This window comes from Synergistaceae bacterium, assembly GCA_017450125.1.
Lineage (GTDB): Bacteria > Synergistota > Synergistia > Synergistales > Aminobacteriaceae > JAFUXM01.
Window position 1 is genome coordinate 71,372 of record JAFSWZ010000033.1, and the last position, 14,542, is coordinate 85,913.

At 54.9% G+C, this 14,542-nt stretch carries 15 protein-coding genes and 1 tRNA gene; 7 read left to right on the forward strand and 9 right to left on the reverse strand.

Annotation, left to right across the window (positions count from 1 at the left end; translation table 11 throughout):
* The first annotated feature begins 9 nt into the window (after nt 1–9).
* Together IJT02_07250 and IJT02_07255 are read left to right on the forward strand one after the other, a co-directional pair.
* Nucleotides 10–1,539, forward strand: coding sequence for a tripartite tricarboxylate transporter permease (locus tag IJT02_07250; protein MBQ7544725.1), 1,530 nt, complete (start codon nt 10–12; stop codon nt 1,537–1,539).
* On the forward strand, nt 1,539–2,675 hold the full coding sequence (locus tag IJT02_07255; protein MBQ7544726.1) for an amidohydrolase family protein: 1,137 nt from the start codon (nt 1,539–1,541) through the stop codon (nt 2,673–2,675). Before IJT02_07250 ends, IJT02_07255 begins: the two co-directional genes overlap by 1 nt.
* Before the next feature lie 50 nt (nt 2,676–2,725).
* Here IJT02_07255 and IJT02_07260 read toward each other — a convergent pair whose 3' ends face one another.
* Nucleotides 2,726–3,427 (reverse strand): RraA family protein, encoded by a 702-nt coding sequence (locus IJT02_07260; protein ID MBQ7544727.1) that lies wholly within the window; start codon nt 3,425–3,427, stop codon nt 2,726–2,728.
* Nucleotides 3,428–3,641: 214 nt separating this feature from the next.
* On the opposite strand from IJT02_07260, the gene IJT02_07265 reads away from it, so the two are divergent.
* The 4 genes from IJT02_07265 to IJT02_07280 all read left to right on the forward strand — a co-directional run bounded on the left by IJT02_07265 (nt 3,642) and on the right by IJT02_07280 (nt 7,526).
* Complete coding sequence (locus tag IJT02_07265; protein ID MBQ7544728.1) at nt 3,642–4,577, forward strand: chemotaxis protein CheV; 936 nt, start codon at nt 3,642–3,644, stop codon at nt 4,575–4,577.
* Complete coding sequence (locus IJT02_07270) at nt 4,574–5,272, forward strand: hypothetical protein (GenBank protein ID MBQ7544729.1); 699 nt, start codon at nt 4,574–4,576, stop codon at nt 5,270–5,272. Before IJT02_07265 ends, IJT02_07270 begins: the two co-directional genes overlap by 4 nt.
* 80 nt (nt 5,273–5,352) lie before the next feature.
* Nucleotides 5,353–6,456: an RNA polymerase sigma factor RpoD gene (gene rpoD, locus IJT02_07275; GenBank protein MBQ7544730.1), complete on the forward strand. Its 1,104-nt coding sequence runs from the start codon at nt 5,353–5,355 to the stop codon at nt 6,454–6,456.
* Complete coding sequence (locus tag IJT02_07280) at nt 6,456–7,526, forward strand: potassium channel protein (protein ID MBQ7544731.1); 1,071 nt, start codon at nt 6,456–6,458, stop codon at nt 7,524–7,526. Before rpoD ends, IJT02_07280 begins: the two co-directional genes overlap by 1 nt.
* 42 nt (nt 7,527–7,568) lie before the next feature.
* Here the strand turns inward: IJT02_07280 and IJT02_07285 are convergent, their stop codons facing one another.
* The 4 genes from IJT02_07285 to IJT02_07300 all read right to left on the reverse strand — a co-directional run bounded on the left by IJT02_07285 (nt 7,569) and on the right by IJT02_07300 (nt 10,373).
* Complete coding sequence (locus IJT02_07285) at nt 7,569–8,396, reverse strand: ADP-ribosylglycohydrolase family protein (protein MBQ7544732.1); 828 nt, start codon at nt 8,394–8,396, stop codon at nt 7,569–7,571.
* Nucleotides 8,397–9,221 carry an ADP-ribosylglycohydrolase family protein gene (locus IJT02_07290; GenBank protein ID MBQ7544733.1) on the reverse strand — a complete coding sequence of 275 codons (825 nt, stop codon included), beginning with the start codon at nt 9,219–9,221 and terminating at the stop codon, nt 8,397–8,399. It abuts the gene before it with no gap.
* Nucleotides 9,222–9,224: 3 nt separating this feature from the next.
* Nucleotides 9,225–10,202 carry a DUF362 domain-containing protein gene (locus IJT02_07295; GenBank protein MBQ7544734.1) on the reverse strand — a complete coding sequence of 326 codons (978 nt, stop codon included), beginning with the start codon at nt 10,200–10,202 and terminating at the stop codon, nt 9,225–9,227.
* Between the two features lie 95 nt (nt 10,203–10,297).
* A tRNA-Arg gene (locus IJT02_07300) sits at nt 10,298–10,373 on the reverse strand.
* A 195-nt stretch (nt 10,374–10,568) separates the two neighbouring features.
* On the opposite strand from IJT02_07300, the gene IJT02_07305 reads away from it, so the two are divergent.
* Nucleotides 10,569–11,198, forward strand: a complete 630-nt coding sequence (locus IJT02_07305) for a hypothetical protein (GenBank protein ID MBQ7544735.1) — start codon at nt 10,569–10,571, stop codon at nt 11,196–11,198.
* Nucleotides 11,199–11,251: 53 nt separating this feature from the next.
* Here IJT02_07305 and IJT02_07310 read toward each other — a convergent pair whose 3' ends face one another.
* From IJT02_07310 to ttdB, 4 genes are all read right to left on the reverse strand, one after another.
* Nucleotides 11,252–12,724: a hypothetical protein gene (locus IJT02_07310; protein MBQ7544736.1), complete on the reverse strand. Its 1,473-nt coding sequence runs from the start codon at nt 12,722–12,724 to the stop codon at nt 11,252–11,254.
* A 6-nt stretch (nt 12,725–12,730) separates the two neighbouring features.
* Complete coding sequence (locus IJT02_07315; GenBank protein MBQ7544737.1) at nt 12,731–13,090, reverse strand: hypothetical protein; 360 nt, start codon at nt 13,088–13,090, stop codon at nt 12,731–12,733.
* 44 nt (nt 13,091–13,134) lie between these two features.
* On the reverse strand, nt 13,135–13,968 hold the full coding sequence (locus IJT02_07320) for an aldo/keto reductase (GenBank protein MBQ7544738.1): 834 nt from the start codon (nt 13,966–13,968) through the stop codon (nt 13,135–13,137).
* A gap of 100 nt (nt 13,969–14,068) precedes the next feature.
* On the reverse strand, nt 14,069–14,542 hold a 474-nt coding region (gene ttdB, locus IJT02_07325), incomplete at its 5' end, for a L(+)-tartrate dehydratase subunit beta (protein ID MBQ7544739.1).

Below are 14,542 nucleotides of genomic sequence, written 5' to 3' on the forward strand. Positions count from 1 at the left end.
TGCTGAAGAATGATAGCCACAGCATTAGTCAACGTGTTCAACCCTGTGTGCCTGTTCCTTATCTGGGCAGGTACTGTGATAGGAATAATCTTCGGCTCAGTTCCCGGCTTATCCGCAACAATGGCGGTCGTACTTTTCCTGCCGATGACGTTCAGCCTTGAGGCTACGCGGGGAATCGCTCTTCTCGTCGGCCTGTACATGGGAGGAATTTCCGGCGGCTTGATTTCGGCAATACTCCTCAAGATTCCCGGCACACCTTCATCAATCTCGACGGTGTTTGACGGCGGACCGATGGCAGAGAAAGGCGAAGCAGGACGCGCGCTCGGCGTAGGAATCCTGTACTCGTTCATCGGCTCAATCATGGGAATACTTGCCCTGATGTTCATCAGCCCGATGCTCGCGAAAGTGTGCCTTCTCTTCGGGCCTGCAGAGTATTTCTCGGTTGCTGTATTCTCGCTGACGATTATTGCTGCTCTGTCGGGTAAAGACCTGCTCAACGGACTTATAGCCGGTCTCACGGGGTTAGCCCTTTCGATGGTCGGAATGGCACCCATTGATACGAAGGTGCGCTACACGTTCGGGAATTACCAGCTGCTTAACGGCTTTGACATCACGGTGCTGTTAATCGGAGTGTTCGCGGTTACGGATATAATTCTTGCTGGCTTCGGACGGAGGACGTTATCACAGCGTCTCGAGCAGAAGAAGTACCAGCTGAAGGGTTACGGAATAAGTATGCTTGAGTTCATCCAGCAGATACCAAACGCAATAATCTCCTCAATCATCGGAATCATAATCGGCATTCTTCCCGGCATCGGAGGAAGTACGGCGGGCTTGCTTGCGTACACTGCGGAGAAGTCGCGCTCAAAGCATCCCGAGAAGTTCGGGACGGGAATTATTGACGGCGTAATAGCTTCCGAGACCTCGAACAATGCGGTTATAGGAGGCTCGCTTGTGCCTCTGCTGTGCATGGGCATTCCCGGAAATACGGTTGCGGCAGTGTTTCTCGGGGGGCTTCTGGTTCACGGAATAAATCCCGGCCTGCTGATCTTCGACAAGAGCGGCGTGTACGTGTACGGGATATACTTTGCATTAATCGTGGCCAGCGTCTTCATGTTAATCTTTGAGCGCATGGGGTTAAGGATTTTCGCGAAACTGCTCGACATCCCCAAGCACATACTTTTACCGATAATCATGATTATGTGCTGCGTCGGAGCTTATTCCAGCAACAGCAGAGTGTTCGACGTTCAGTGCGTGCTGTTCTTCGCGCTGCTGGGGCTGTTGTTCAAGTGCTTCAGGATTCCGAGCACGCCGTTAATCATCGGGTTCATACTCGGTTCAATGTTCGAGGAGAACCTGAGGATGGCACTTCAGGCTTCGCACGGAAACTGGATGATATTCGTACAGCGTCCCATCTCGCTGAGCTTCCTTGTTGTGGCGGTAGTGTTCTGCACCTACACGGTCATAAGCAACCTGCGCGCAAAGAAGAAGGCGGAGCTTGAGGGCAAGGAGTTCCACGAGCCGGAAGAGGGAGAGCTGTAGTGTATCAGCTTCTCATAAAGAACGGAACAGTTATTGACCCTGCGAATAACCTTCGCGGGGTCTTTGACGTTGCGGCGGAAAACGGGCATATTGCGGCAGTCTCACCGTGCATTGACGCACCCGCAGTGAATAAGGTCGACGCGTCAGGATGCCTCGTTGTGCCGGGACTGATTGACCATCACGCCCACGTGTACCCTCTCGCGAAAATCGGCATTCCCGCAGAGGCAGTGTGCTTCGCGTCGGGAGTTACGACAGTCGTTGATGCGGGAAGCACGGGAGCAAAGACCTTCCGTCAGCACAAAGACTTCATCCGCAACAGCAAGCTCACCGTGAAGGCATACGTCAATGTGTGTTCGGCTGGCTTGGACTCCCTTCCCGCAAAAATGGAGGACGTTGACCCTTCACACTTCGACGAGGGGGCACTGCGCGAACTCTTCGAGGAGGAAGGCAGCAGTCTTCTCGGCCTGAAGTTACGCACGAGCAGGGAGATTGTCGGTGCGCTGGGCTACGAGCCGTTACGGGAAACCGTGAAGCTCGCGGACAAGCTTGGAGTTTCCGTGATGGTGCACTGCACGAACCCTCCCGGCGAAATGTCGGAGCTTCTCGGCTGTCTGAGGCCCGGCGACGTAATCACTCACATGTACATGAACAAGGGCAGCACGATTATTAACGGAGAACGTGTCAGCAAAGCAGCCCACTACGCACGGAAACGCGGAGTAATCTTCGAGGCAGCAGATGCGCGGGCACATTTCGGGTTCAGCACGGCAGAGCCGGCAATCCGCGAGGGCTTCTACCCCGACATTCTGGGTACTGACCTAACGAAGCTGAGCATGTACCTGCGCCCGACATCCTTCAGCATGGCTAACCAGCTCGCAAAGTACTCGATGCTCGGCATCCCGGAAGACGAACTCTTCAGGCTCTGCACAATCAATCCCGCAAAACACATGGGCATTGACGCAGGAACTCTGAGTGTCGGGAAGGCGGCGGATATTGCGGTGTTCAGGAGGGAAGAACGCGCTGTAACTTTCGGCGACAGAGCAGACAACACAGCAGCTCTGCGTGAAGGGAAGTTCATCTACCGTCCTATGCTGACCGTCAAGAACGGCGAAACAGTCTACCGTGATATAGCGTTCTAGAATCACAAAGCCCCTCACCAGAAACGGCGGGGGGCAAAATTTTTCACTTCTTACGCGTCGTAAACCTCATCGAACACCTCAAAGCCTTTCTCTTCAAGCGTCTTCTGTACCCACGCGCGGTTAATCTCGCCTCTGCGGGTCTTATCGAGCTTGATTACGTCCGCCGCCTGGAACTTCCTCGCGTCCTCGAGAACTTTCGGTGCATCCTTGCGCGGGATAACTATAACGCCGTCAGGGTCAGCAAGAATAATGTCGCCGGGGTTGACGCTGATTCCGCCGCAGGAAATCGGTACGTTCACTTCGCCGGGGCCTTCCTTGTAGGGGCCGCCGGGCGTTGTGCCTGTGCAGTATACTGGGAAATCCCACTTGCCGATCTCGTCGATGTCGCGGATAGGGCCGTCGAGAACGATTCCCGCAACCTTCTTCTGAAGGTAGAGGTACGCCATCATGATTTCGCCCATGAGCGAGCGGGTGCAGTCCTCTTCGTTCGACACGACGAGAACATCACCTTCACTGCAGTAGTTCAGCGCGGCGTGAAGAGTGAGGTTGTCTCCTGCGCGGCACTTTACGGTGAAGGCTGGGCCGGCCATCATCTGTGCTTTGGGGCTGCTGACGAGGTGGATGCGGGGGTTCATTGCGCAGCTTCTGCCCATAACGTCCGCCGTGTTGGAGGCGGGTATCTCCTTGAAGGCTTCGACGATCGCTGGGTCAGGCATGTTGCGCCTGAGGAATATTCTCTTTCCGACTGACATTGTGATTGCTCTCCTTTAAGTGTGATTATCGTGTGGATGAGTGAATGATACAGCAGGTTCTTCACCAACACAAACAGGCATAATTTGCATTACAGACAAGGATTTTTTGTTGATGTTTCGGCGCGCTATAATTGCTTCACACACCACAGCCAATAATCACAGCCCAAGTGTGATAAGATATACGCACCCCAACAATAGCGGAGGCTAAATTATTATGCAGGAAGTCAAGAAGGTTACGACTGAGGTCGGCACAAACGAGTGGCAGCTAGTCGTCTTTGTGCTCGGAGATCAGTCTTTCGCCATCAATGTCGATAAAACCAGAGAGATTTTGCGCTGGCCGGGTGTCCGCTCAATCCCTGATGCCCCCGTCGCTCTTATAGGCATTACGTCCGTTCGCGGAGAAGTCCTGCCGATGGTTGACCTGCGAATCTTTCTGGGCATCCCCCCCGTTACTCCTATGGAGCAGAGCAAGGTCATCATCGCGGAGTTCAATGAGGTGAAGCTGGGCTTTGTCGTCGACGCAGTAGAACGAATCTACCGCATAAAGTCCGAAGACCTCGACGCAAGCATGACCGGCAAATATCTCGGAGACTGGATTCTCTACGTCATCAAGAGAGACAGCCGCAACGTCCTTCTTCTCGACTACGAGGCAATAGTCCAGACAATCAGCCCTCAGCTGGTCATCCAGCATTCAGGAGACCCGGGAAAGGCCGTAGCAATGATGGAAGGCGTAGGACACCCCGGCGATTATCACATCATCGTAGCCGAAGACTCGCCGCTTATCCGCAAGCAGGTTGAAGATGCACTGATGGCCTCTGGCTTCACTGACCTTCACATCTGCCCGGACGGAAAAGTCGCATATGAAGCAATCGTCCGCGAAGGCGAGAAGTGCGATCTCCTCATCACAGACGTTGAGATGCCCAGACTTGACGGCCTGACACTCACGAGGCGCATAAAGGAGAACCCCGAGACGAAGGGAATCCCTGTCATTGTGTTCTCGTCGATAATGGCCAACGACATCAAGAACAAGGCCGCCAGCGTAGGCGCGAACTATCAGGTTACGAAGCCGGAGATTACACAACTCGTTGAATGCGTGGTGAAAGTCATACGCGAAAAGCAGGAGAAGGAAACAGAGGCCGCCGCGAGTTGATATTACCCTTCTGGAACTCTGAACTGTACGTAGAGATTTCGCCGTGCTTCCCGTTCGGGAGGGACTATCATCCTGTATCGCCCAGCAGATTCCACAGCCCCGTCCTCGAGAGCATCTCGCGTTCCTGCATGGACTTGGGAGGCGAGTTCTTCTTCATGGCTTCGCCCCAGACCGGGTGTGTCGGCAACTTGTCGCGCGAGAACTTCTACAAGGCCTCTCCCGACGCAATCATGAACTTGGGCTTCATCATGACGCTGGGTTATTCCGAGATGCTTGAACGTGCCGTGATCGCCTCGATGATGCTGCCTTCCGTGAACTACAGGCTGACGGCGGGGATTGCTGGCTGCTCTATCTGGAGTCATGGCATCCTTGAGGGCACGACGAAGGTGATTGCTGTTGCGGGGGATGAGCCGTTCTTTGACTGCACGGACTACCTGAATGAGTTTGCGTCTCTGCTGGAGAGCTTCAGGGTTATTGCGGGGAACGGAGGTTTGTCGTATTACGCGGAGAGGTTCGGGTACGACAGGTTTTTTGTGTCGTGGGAGCAGGACAGTCCGCTTGAGCTTGCTCTCAGCCGTGCCTTGTCGGACATTGAGCTTGAGGAGACGCGCGGGATAGTCGGTGCTTCTCCGGTAGAGGAGTTTCCGCCGTTTATGGGTGCGGCAGTCAGTATGATGAACATTCACGAAGAATAGAGAGGGATAAAGAATTGGCACGGAAGAAGAAAGTTAAGCCGGAAGCACCGAAACCAGTTACGGAAGAAGAAAACTTTACGCTGGACGATGACCTTGACGACATATCGGACGGCAAGACCGACGCGGTTAAGGACATTCTTGATGAAGGGAGCGGCAGGGGCTACGTTACGCACGACGACATAGAGCGGCACCTCACAGCCGAGTCGTGGGATCCTGACACGCTCGACCGCATCTTCACCAACCTTCAGGAGATGGGCATTGACGTTGTCGACAAAGCCAGCATCGGGAACATCCCTGCACCTGCGGACAGCCGCGAGGAGTTCATTCCGACGGACAGCGAACTCTCGAAACTCGACGACATACCGCTGACTGACCCTGTGAGGATGTACCTGCGGGAGATCGGCAAAGTCTCTCTGCTCACTGCCTCTGAGGAGGTAGATTTGGCACAGAAGATGGAGGCTGGAGACGTTGAGGCCAAGAAGAAGCTGATTGACGCGAACCTTCGCCTTGTGGTGAGCATCGCGAAGAAGTACATCGGGCGCGGAATGCTCTTCCTCGACCTGATTCAGGAGGGGAACTTGGGGCTTATCCGTGCGGTGGAGAAGTTCGATTACCGGCGGGGCTTCAAGTTCAGCACGTACGCGACGTGGTGGATTCGTCAGGCGATAACGCGTGCAATAGCTGACCAGGCAAGGACAATCCGCGTCCCTGTGCACATGGTCGAGACGATAAACAAGATGGTGAGGGTTTCGCGCCTTCTGGTTCAGGAACTTGGCCGCGAGCCGACGGACGAAGAGATAGCCGCGAAGATGAACATAGAGCCCGGACGCGTCGAGGAGATTCGCCGCATCTCGCAGCTTCCCGTGTCGCTGGAAACTCCCATCGGCGAGGAAGAAGACTCACAGCTCGGGGACTTCATCGAGGATCACGACCTCCCGAGCCCGGACGAAGCTGCCGCAGGCCACCTCCTTCACGAACAGATAGAGGAGATGCTCAGCACCCTTTCCGACCGCGAGCGTGAAGTCCTGCACTTCAGGTTCGGCCTCGAGGACGGGCACTCGTACACGCTCGAGGAAGTCGGCAAGAAGTTCAACGTTACGCGCGAACGTATCCGGCAGATAGAGGCAAAGGCACTGCGAAAGCTCCGCCAGCCCAGCAAAAAACTGAAGGACTTTCTGGACTGATGTCAGCCAAGAGTTTTATCAAGACAGTCAAGAACGCCCGGCGCGGGGTGAAGTTCGCGGGCAAGTTCCACAACAAACTTACGCTCACAGTTGTACTGTTCTTGGGGCTTATTGCCGGAAGCGCAATGTTCGTGTGGTGGCAGGAGCGGAATTTCACCGGCTCTTACTGGGATTCGCTGTGGACGGTGCTGTTCACGCTTATCGGGCAGGGAGAGTTCGCGAACTCCCCTCATACTCTGGGGGGCAGGATTATGGTGTTCCTGCTGTCGATATTTGGTGTAGCACTGTTCGGCGTGGTTTTCGCTGAGGTGATACAGAGGCTCATCAACAGCAGGATGAGGGCATTATTAGGGGAGATGATGGGGATAAACATGTGCAAGTTTGAAGGACATGTACTGATATGCGGCTGGAACGGAAGAGGGCCGTACCTCGTGAAGGAGATATTATCTTCAGGGCAGCAGGCGGCGTTGATCGCGAAGGAGAGACCCGTTGACCTCGACGAGGAGGTATTCTTCGTGAAGGGCAACCCGTCAGAGCGCGACGCACTGATCAGGGGAGGAATAAAGAACGCTAACAGTGCCGTGATTCTCGGAGACCCTGACTACGGGGAAGACGACTCGCACTCGATATTGACGGCTCTTGCTGTCGAGGATGCTGCTCCTGACATCTACACGGTTATGGAGCTCCACAATCCTGACAATGAACGTTATGCGCGGTACGCCCACGTCGACGACATACTGTACTCCGACAGCCTTATCGCCGGCATAACGTCGATATGTACGCACAACGAGGGAATCTCTACGTTCATCAGGGACATTCTCTCGACGGCTGACACGGGGCACAGCTTCGCGACAGTTGACCTCAAGCCCGAGCACAAGGGCAAGACCATCGACGAGGTGTTCGCTGCCATGAAGAAGCAGGACATTCTGCCGATAGGGATAATCGCGCCGGAAGAGGAAGGCGATCCTGTGCCGGAATGGGTCTCGATGGTGAACCCTGACGGCAAACTTCGCGTAACGCTTCCGATGAAGGTAGTCTGTATCGTGCAGGACAACTGGTCCGGAAAGTAGCAGACAAAAAACGGGAGACCAGACTAAGGCCTCCCATTATTTTTACGCTCTCCACTTCTCCCAGCGTTCCAGAACTTCAACTAAGTCGTGCCCGCACCTCTCGAGCTTCGGCAGAACCATAGCACTTATCCCGTCAGGAATCCCGTAGAAGGCTTCAGCTATCGAGCAGGCTATTGCCGTCAGAGTGTCCGCGTCCCCGCACAGCGACACCGCACCCCGCGTAACATCCTCGAAGTTCTCGCCCTCAAGGAAGGCCGTAATCGCTTCGGGTACTGTCTGCTGGCATGTCTCAACGTGGTAGTACGTCTGCTGAATCTCGGCGATGCTTCGCGAGAGGTCATAGCCGTAACGTTCCGCGACGTAGTGTCGGATGTCCTGCTTTGCTGCTCCTGTGCGCGCGAGGAAGATACACCCTGCCGTCGCCTGAGCTCCCTTGATGCCTTCGGGGTGGTTGTGGCTGACTGCCGAGCTGGCTTCCGCGAAGCGTTCCGTCTCCTCGAGGGTGTCGAATGCCCAGCCCACAGGCGACACGCGCATTGCCGAGCCGTTCCCGCAGCTGTTGTAGGGCTGAGGGTCATCGTGTGCAAGCCAGTCCATGAAGCGTATTCCGTAGCCAGCGTCAGGATACCTCCGGCCGTACTTTCGCATTGAGGCGGAAACTTTCTCCGCGAAGATTTCGGGGGTAGTCTTGTCGCCGCGACGGGGCATCGAGTCCATTACGCCCTCTGCAACTGCGAGCGTGAGAATCGAGTCGTCCGTCGCGTATGACCAGTCTGACACGAGCGGGTAATCCCTGCTGTGTGCTTCTCTTCTGTGCCGGTCGAACTCAAACGGGCTTCCCACGACATCACCGACTATTGCGCCTAACATCTACTTTTCTCCTCCCATCCATGTATACCATTCGGACAAGATGTGGCATATGTTGTCATCCAGCCTCGACAGAGCCTCGTGAGCAATATCTTTCGGCACGCTCCCGTAAAAACCTTCGGCGATTGCACCCGCAATGCAGGCTATCGTGTCGCTGTCTCCGCCGATTGATACTGCTTTCCTGACCGTGTCCTCGTAAGATTCCCCCTCGAGGAAGGCCGTAATTGCTTCGGGCACGCTTCCCTGACACGTCGCGTCGAACTCGTAGCCCGGCCGTATCTCGTCGAGCGTCCTCGTGAGGTCATAGCCGTATCTCTCCGTGATGAAGTCGCGTATCTGCTCCTTGCTGTTGCCGGAACGTCCGAGAAAGATAGCTGATGCTGTGGCCTGTGCTCCCTTTATGCCTTCAGGGTGATTGTGAGTAACCATAGCCGTTATTCCAGCGAATATCTCTACCGTCTCGAGGTCGTCGAACGCCCACGCAACAGGAGAAACTCTCATTGCAGAGCCGTTGCCGAAGCTCCCATAAGGCTCACGGCTTTTGTGCAACAGCCAGCGCACGAACTTTCCGCCGAAACCCACGAAAGGATAAGCGTGGCCAAGTTCATGCATACAGTTGATGTAAGTCTCAGCAAAAGCCTTCTTGTCGGGAACTTCTCCGCGTTTCGGGACTGTCTCGATGAATGCCCACGCTGTTGCGCAGGTCATCAGCGTATCGTCCGTGAAGCGTGAACGTGCCGAGAACAGCGGAAATTCTGTCGTCTTGATGTTGTTGCGCTTGAACTCGTAGGGACTGCCTATGATGTCCCCTGCTATTGCGCCGAGCATCCCTTAACCCTCGAAAGGCTTTACGTGCTTCACTGCCTCTGACTGCGAGATTTTCGCGTCTCCGTTGTCGATGTCTATGAGGCTGTAGCGAGTGTTGCCCATTCCGAGCTCGTGCATGTAGGAGAGCTGGCGCAGTCCGTGCCGGGACTCTATCCTCTCGACGAGTGCATGACGGTATTTCTCGGGCATTGCGTACACCAGATCAACGCTGGCTGTGTCGATTGCGGCAATGTCCAGCGAGGCCAAGATTCCGACGTTCGGGGTTACGACGGGCTCGGCGTAAATGCCTTCGCAGTCGCAGGATACCGACATGTTACGCATTACGTTGATGAACGCGATGCGCGGCGCGAAATGGTCAACCGTAGCCTTCGCGGACTCCATCATGCGCTCCATGAACTCCTCTTCGTTTATGTCCCACTGGTTGGGCTGGCCGGGTGTCGTGTGAATCATTGCCTTCCCGATTTTGCCGTCCGCACAGCCTATGCCGATGTTCTTTCCCGAACCTCCGAAGCCTCCCATCGCGTGGCCCTTGAAGTGCGTCAGAACCAGAAGCGAGTCGTAATCCAGCATTCCCTTGCCGACGGACATTTCCGTGAACCAGTGCCCGCCTTTCACTGGGAGCATTGCTGTTCCGTGCTCGTCCATAATGTCAACGGGCGCGAAAGTCCAGCCGTTTGTCTTTATGGTCTCGCGGTGAAGAGCTGTCGTGTGGCGTGCGGCCTCGTAGTACGCATTGGTCTCGACGATGTGAGCTGAGGGGAGGTTCTCGGTGATGAGGTCTTTCACCCACGCTCTGGGGATAATGTTCGGGCCGTTGGGTTCGCCTGTGTGGAGCTTGATTGCTATCTTGCCGCTGAGAACCTGAGCAATGCGCGCATAAATCTTCCTGAGGCCTTCCGACGACAAATCACGCGTGAAGAACACTGCGGACTCTCCGCCTGTGCGCTGGTCAAATGGTACGTAAATGCTTCCGTCTTTCATGATGAAACGTTCCTCCTGTGTTTTTTGTGGATGTCCGTATAATAACACAAAGCCCCGCCCTTTTAAGGTGGACGAGGCTGTTAATGTCTGAATGATGGCGCGCCTGAGGAGATTCGAACTCCTGGCCTTCGGCTCCGGAGGCCGACGCTCTATCCGCTGAGCTACAGGCGCAATGAAGAGATTATATCACGTCCCTGTGCTATAATTTGTCAAACTTTCAGCAAAAGAGGTATTGACATGACTGCGTTTATGCCGCATAATATTTGCACAGCACAGCACAGCACAGCACCCTATTGTCTGAAATTTCCCCTAACATCACAGAATAGATCCATATGCATAGCGGCGGCATTCTGCGTAGTGTTGCTCATGGCTTCGGCGGCGTTATGCATTGACCCCTATAAGGACAACGAGGGAGGCTTCGGCCCGAAAATCAAGGGGCTTCAGCTCGGACAGAAAATGTCTCTGCTGGACATCGTGTCATGGGGAGTTGCTCAGGGGAAACTGCCTTTTACTCTGTGGCTTAACCGTGAGTTTATGAATAATCTCGCCATCAAGTTCGAGGGACAGGGCACGGACTTCAAGAGCTTCAGTGTTGATCGGGCGGAGGGGCGTTATGCTGGCCTCAAGAACTTCTCGGGGAAGCTGGGGGATTTGCTGTCGGAAGTTGACAAGCTCGGCTTCAAGAAGAGAACTTTTTTCGATGACCGTGTACTCGGAATTTATTTCGACGGCCGTATACATGTAGATGATGACATGCGCGTAACAAGGTTGTGGTTCTCAATGTCTGACTTCGGAGCTGGTGAAATGCTCCCTCAGGAGTTCGCTCAGGCAATCATCAATGCGTATGGTATTCCCGGCTTAGAGAGTGTCGGCCGAAATGAGTGGCGGTACAGAAATTTTTCGCAAGGCTGGCAGGTAACCGTAGACGGCGGGCATCATAGCTCTACTAGCGGAGTAATCGTTAGTCCTATCGTCATACAGACAGCGTTCGACTAATCATCAGCAAAAAAGCCCTTCCCGAATTTTCAGGAGGGGCTTAATTTTTGCAGCTAGATTATTCCGTGAGCGATCCTCGTGAAGAACTCTATCAGGGGCTCAGAGTACAGCCCGTACAGGAACGCTCCGGCGGCAAGAATCCCAAGCGGTATAAGCATCTCGTTGCCCGGGTCTTTCACGCCTTGATTCGCTGTCTTGAAGTCGAAATTCTTGCCCGGCATGATGAAGATGCTGAAGATGGAGAAGATGTAGAGCACTGTGAGCACTGCGGAAACCGCCAGCATAGCGACTCCTGCATGACCGAGCGGAGACTTGGCCGCCGCCGCAATACCGAGCTCCCACTTGCCCATGAACCCCGCCGACGGAGGAAGCCCGCACAGCGCGAGCCCCGACACTAACAGCGCAAGAGAAGTTTTCGGCATTCCGAGACCGAGCCCGCGCATGTCGAAGAGGTATTCTCTGTCTGTCTGGCAGAGCACAGCCCCTGCGCAGAAGAACAGATTAATCTTCATCACGGCGTGCCCTCCCATGTGGGTCAATGCTCCGACGAGGCCTTCAGGCGTGAGCAGCAACACTCCGAGCAGGATGTACGAGAGCTGGCTAATCGTCGAGTAGGCGAACCGGCGTTTGAGGTGCTGTGTTGCGAGTGCCATTGATGAGCCGTAAATTATCGTTATGCACACCATCGCGAACGCCGCCCACTGTGCCCACGTCCCAGCGAGAGTCTCGGGTTCGAACACGTACCACGTCAGGCGAATCACCGCGAAGATTCCTGCCTTGACGACGGCTACAGCGTGAAGGAGCGCGGTAACAGGAGTCGGAGCAACCGACGCGCTCGGAAGCCAGCCGTGAAACGGAAACACAGCCGCTTTTACCCCGAAGCCCAAGAAGCCCAAGAACCATGCCCACAGCAGCATACTCGACGGCTCGTTAGGCCACACGCCGAGAGTGCCTCCGAGCGTGAAGAACTCTCCTCCGCCCTGAGACATCGTGTAGGTCAGCGCAATGAACGCACACGCCGCACCTCCGACGGAGTAGATGAGGTATTTGCGTCCGGCGTAACGCGCGCGGCCGTCCATCTCGTGCATCACGAGGGGCAGCGTCGTCAGGGTCATGACCTCGTAGAACAGGTAGAGCGTCAGCAGGTTCGAGGAGAGAGCAATTCCGGCAACAACCCCGTACGTCAGCACGAACCATCCGAAGAACGAAGCCTCTCTGTGCTCGTGGCTCATGTACTCGAAGGCGTAAAGAGTCGTTAGCGGCCACAGAACAGCGATGAGCACGGCGAAGACCATTCCGAGACCGTCAAGGCTGAGCGCGAAGGCGGCACGTTCGGACATCCGAAAGAGGATGAGGGTTTTTGCGGGAGGATAGATGACGAGCAGGGCAATCACTGCGGTGTTCAGGAGCACGGCGCATTCTGTGAAGATGTTGCGGGCTGTGCGGCTGGTGAAATTTATCGCGGGTATCATCAATGCGGCAAGTGCAGGAAGAAGAACGGGAAGCAATAAGAATTTCTCACTCATGGCCGGTTACTTTAAGAACTGAATCAATATAGTTACTGCTGAGATTGCAAGACCAGCTATCGTCATTATCAGTGCAACATTGCGGCTTATGTTGTCAACTTTTGAACTCAATGCTGACATTTCACCGCGAAGCCCCCTGATGTCGCCGCGTACGTCCTGTATCTCCAACCTCATGCCGACCAGCTCATTCGTTACGTGCTCCCTGAATGCCGCGTTCTGAGCCTTCATCTCCTCGAACGATGCTTCCATCCTGGCAATCGAGGCTTCAGTCCTCGCTTCTATGCGTAAAACTGCCGCGTCAACACGTTCATCAAGCCTGCGCATCTCGATGTCATGAATATCTTTGCGCACAAATTCTTCACTCATGATTCAGATTCCTCCTCACTGGAATTTTTACGGGATGACCTGAATTATACTATCTTCACGCGCTCTCTGTCAGGATGTTCACCGCTCCAGCCCATCGGCGGCATGTTCTCCAGCCTCATGATGTCTTCTCGCTCAAGCGTAATGTTCGAGGCCTCGAGGTTCTCGCGTATCCTCCCGAGCGTTGATGCTTTCGGCAGGGGCATAACTCCTTCATTGACGCAGAACGCAAGGCACACCTGAACGGGGCTGACCTTGTACTTGGCCGCGAGCTCCTGAATGAGTACGTCGTCAACAACCCTTCCCCTTCCTGTTGGGCTCCATGCCTGAACGAGAATCTTTCTCTCATGGTAATAGTTCACTGCGGAAGCCTGCATATATCCCGGATGAAACTCCAGCTGTGCGACTGAGGGCATTACCGCGCAATCCCTGATGATGTTCTCTGCGTGGTGCGGGTGAAAGTTGCTCAGGCCAAGTGCACGGATTTTCCCCGCACTGTACAGCTCCTCCATTGCCCGCCACGTTTCGCGGTCGAGCTCCCGCCAGTCCGTACGCACGAGGTCAGGTCTCGGCCAGTGTATCAGGTATGCATCAACATAATCTGTCCCGAGTGCCTCAAGCGTCCTCCCGAATGCCGCAAGAGTTTCCGCGTACCCGAGATCCGTCTTCCAGACCTTTGAGGCTATGAGGAACTCTTTACGGGGAAGGCCGCTGTCCCTAAGAGCCGCGCCTAACATCCCTTCGTTGCCGTAAAACGACGCTGTGTCGAAGTACCTGCAGCCCGCCTCAATTGCGAGACCTATCGCTTCTGCGGATGCCTTGTACGTCCCGAAACCGACTGCGGGAACTGTGATGCCGTTGTTCAGCGAAAAAGTAATCATGAGATTTTCCCTCCTTGAACGTAATAGCTAGCAGTATACAGCAAAAACCGGGCACCCCCATACGAGAGCACCCGGCCTCTATCGTTACAAGAGGTGCCTGCTACTTGATGAACCCAACCTGCTTGCAGATCTCCTCCGCAATTTCTTCCTTGCGCTGGTTGTACTCTACCTTCTTCTCCTCGAAGTAGTTGCGTCCCTGAGCGTCAATCGACACAATCAGCGGCCCGAACTCCTTAACGCGGCAGTTCCAGAGCGTCTCGGGCATCCCCAAGTCACGCCACTCCGCACGCACAATCTCTTCAACGCACACCGCCGCCACAACAGCATTCCCCGCAGGAATAACGCAGTGTATGCACCCGAAGTCCTTGCACGCGTTGGAGGTGTTCTCCTTCATTCCGCCCTTGCCGACAATTACGCGCACGCCCGTCGTCTTCACGAAATCGTACTCGAACTTCTCCATTCGCATCGACGTGGTCGGCCCTACCGAGACCATCTCGAACTTGCCGTTGTCCGGGTCAATCGGACGGATAATCGGCCCTGCATGAAGTATCGCGTTGTTGCGGACATCTACGGG

Coding starts and splice junctions, on each gene's coding strand:
- IJT02_07250 (MBQ7544725.1), top strand. CDS start 10: ATGATAGCCACAGCATTAGTCAACGTGTTCAACCCTGTGTGCCTGTTC.
- IJT02_07260 (MBQ7544727.1), bottom strand. CDS start 3,427: ATGTCAGTCGGAAAGAGAATATTCCTCAGGCGCAACATGCCTGACCCA.
- IJT02_07265 (MBQ7544728.1), top strand. CDS start 3,642: ATGCAGGAAGTCAAGAAGGTTACGACTGAGGTCGGCACAAACGAGTGG.
- IJT02_07280 (MBQ7544731.1), top strand. CDS start 6,456: ATGTCAGCCAAGAGTTTTATCAAGACAGTCAAGAACGCCCGGCGCGGG.
- IJT02_07285 (MBQ7544732.1), bottom strand. CDS start 8,396: ATGTTAGGCGCAATAGTCGGTGATGTCGTGGGAAGCCCGTTTGAGTTC.
- IJT02_07290 (MBQ7544733.1), bottom strand. CDS start 9,221: ATGCTCGGCGCAATAGCAGGGGACATCATAGGCAGTCCCTACGAGTTC.
- IJT02_07295 (MBQ7544734.1), bottom strand. CDS start 10,202: ATGAAAGACGGAAGCATTTACGTACCATTTGACCAGCGCACAGGCGGA.
- IJT02_07305 (MBQ7544735.1), top strand. CDS start 10,569: ATGGCTTCGGCGGCGTTATGCATTGACCCCTATAAGGACAACGAGGGA.
- IJT02_07310 (MBQ7544736.1), bottom strand. CDS start 12,724: ATGAGTGAGAAATTCTTATTGCTTCCCGTTCTTCTTCCTGCACTTGCC.
- IJT02_07315 (MBQ7544737.1), bottom strand. CDS start 13,090: ATGAGTGAAGAATTTGTGCGCAAAGATATTCATGACATCGAGATGCGC.
- IJT02_07320 (MBQ7544738.1), bottom strand. CDS start 13,968: ATGATTACTTTTTCGCTGAACAACGGCATCACAGTTCCCGCAGTCGGT.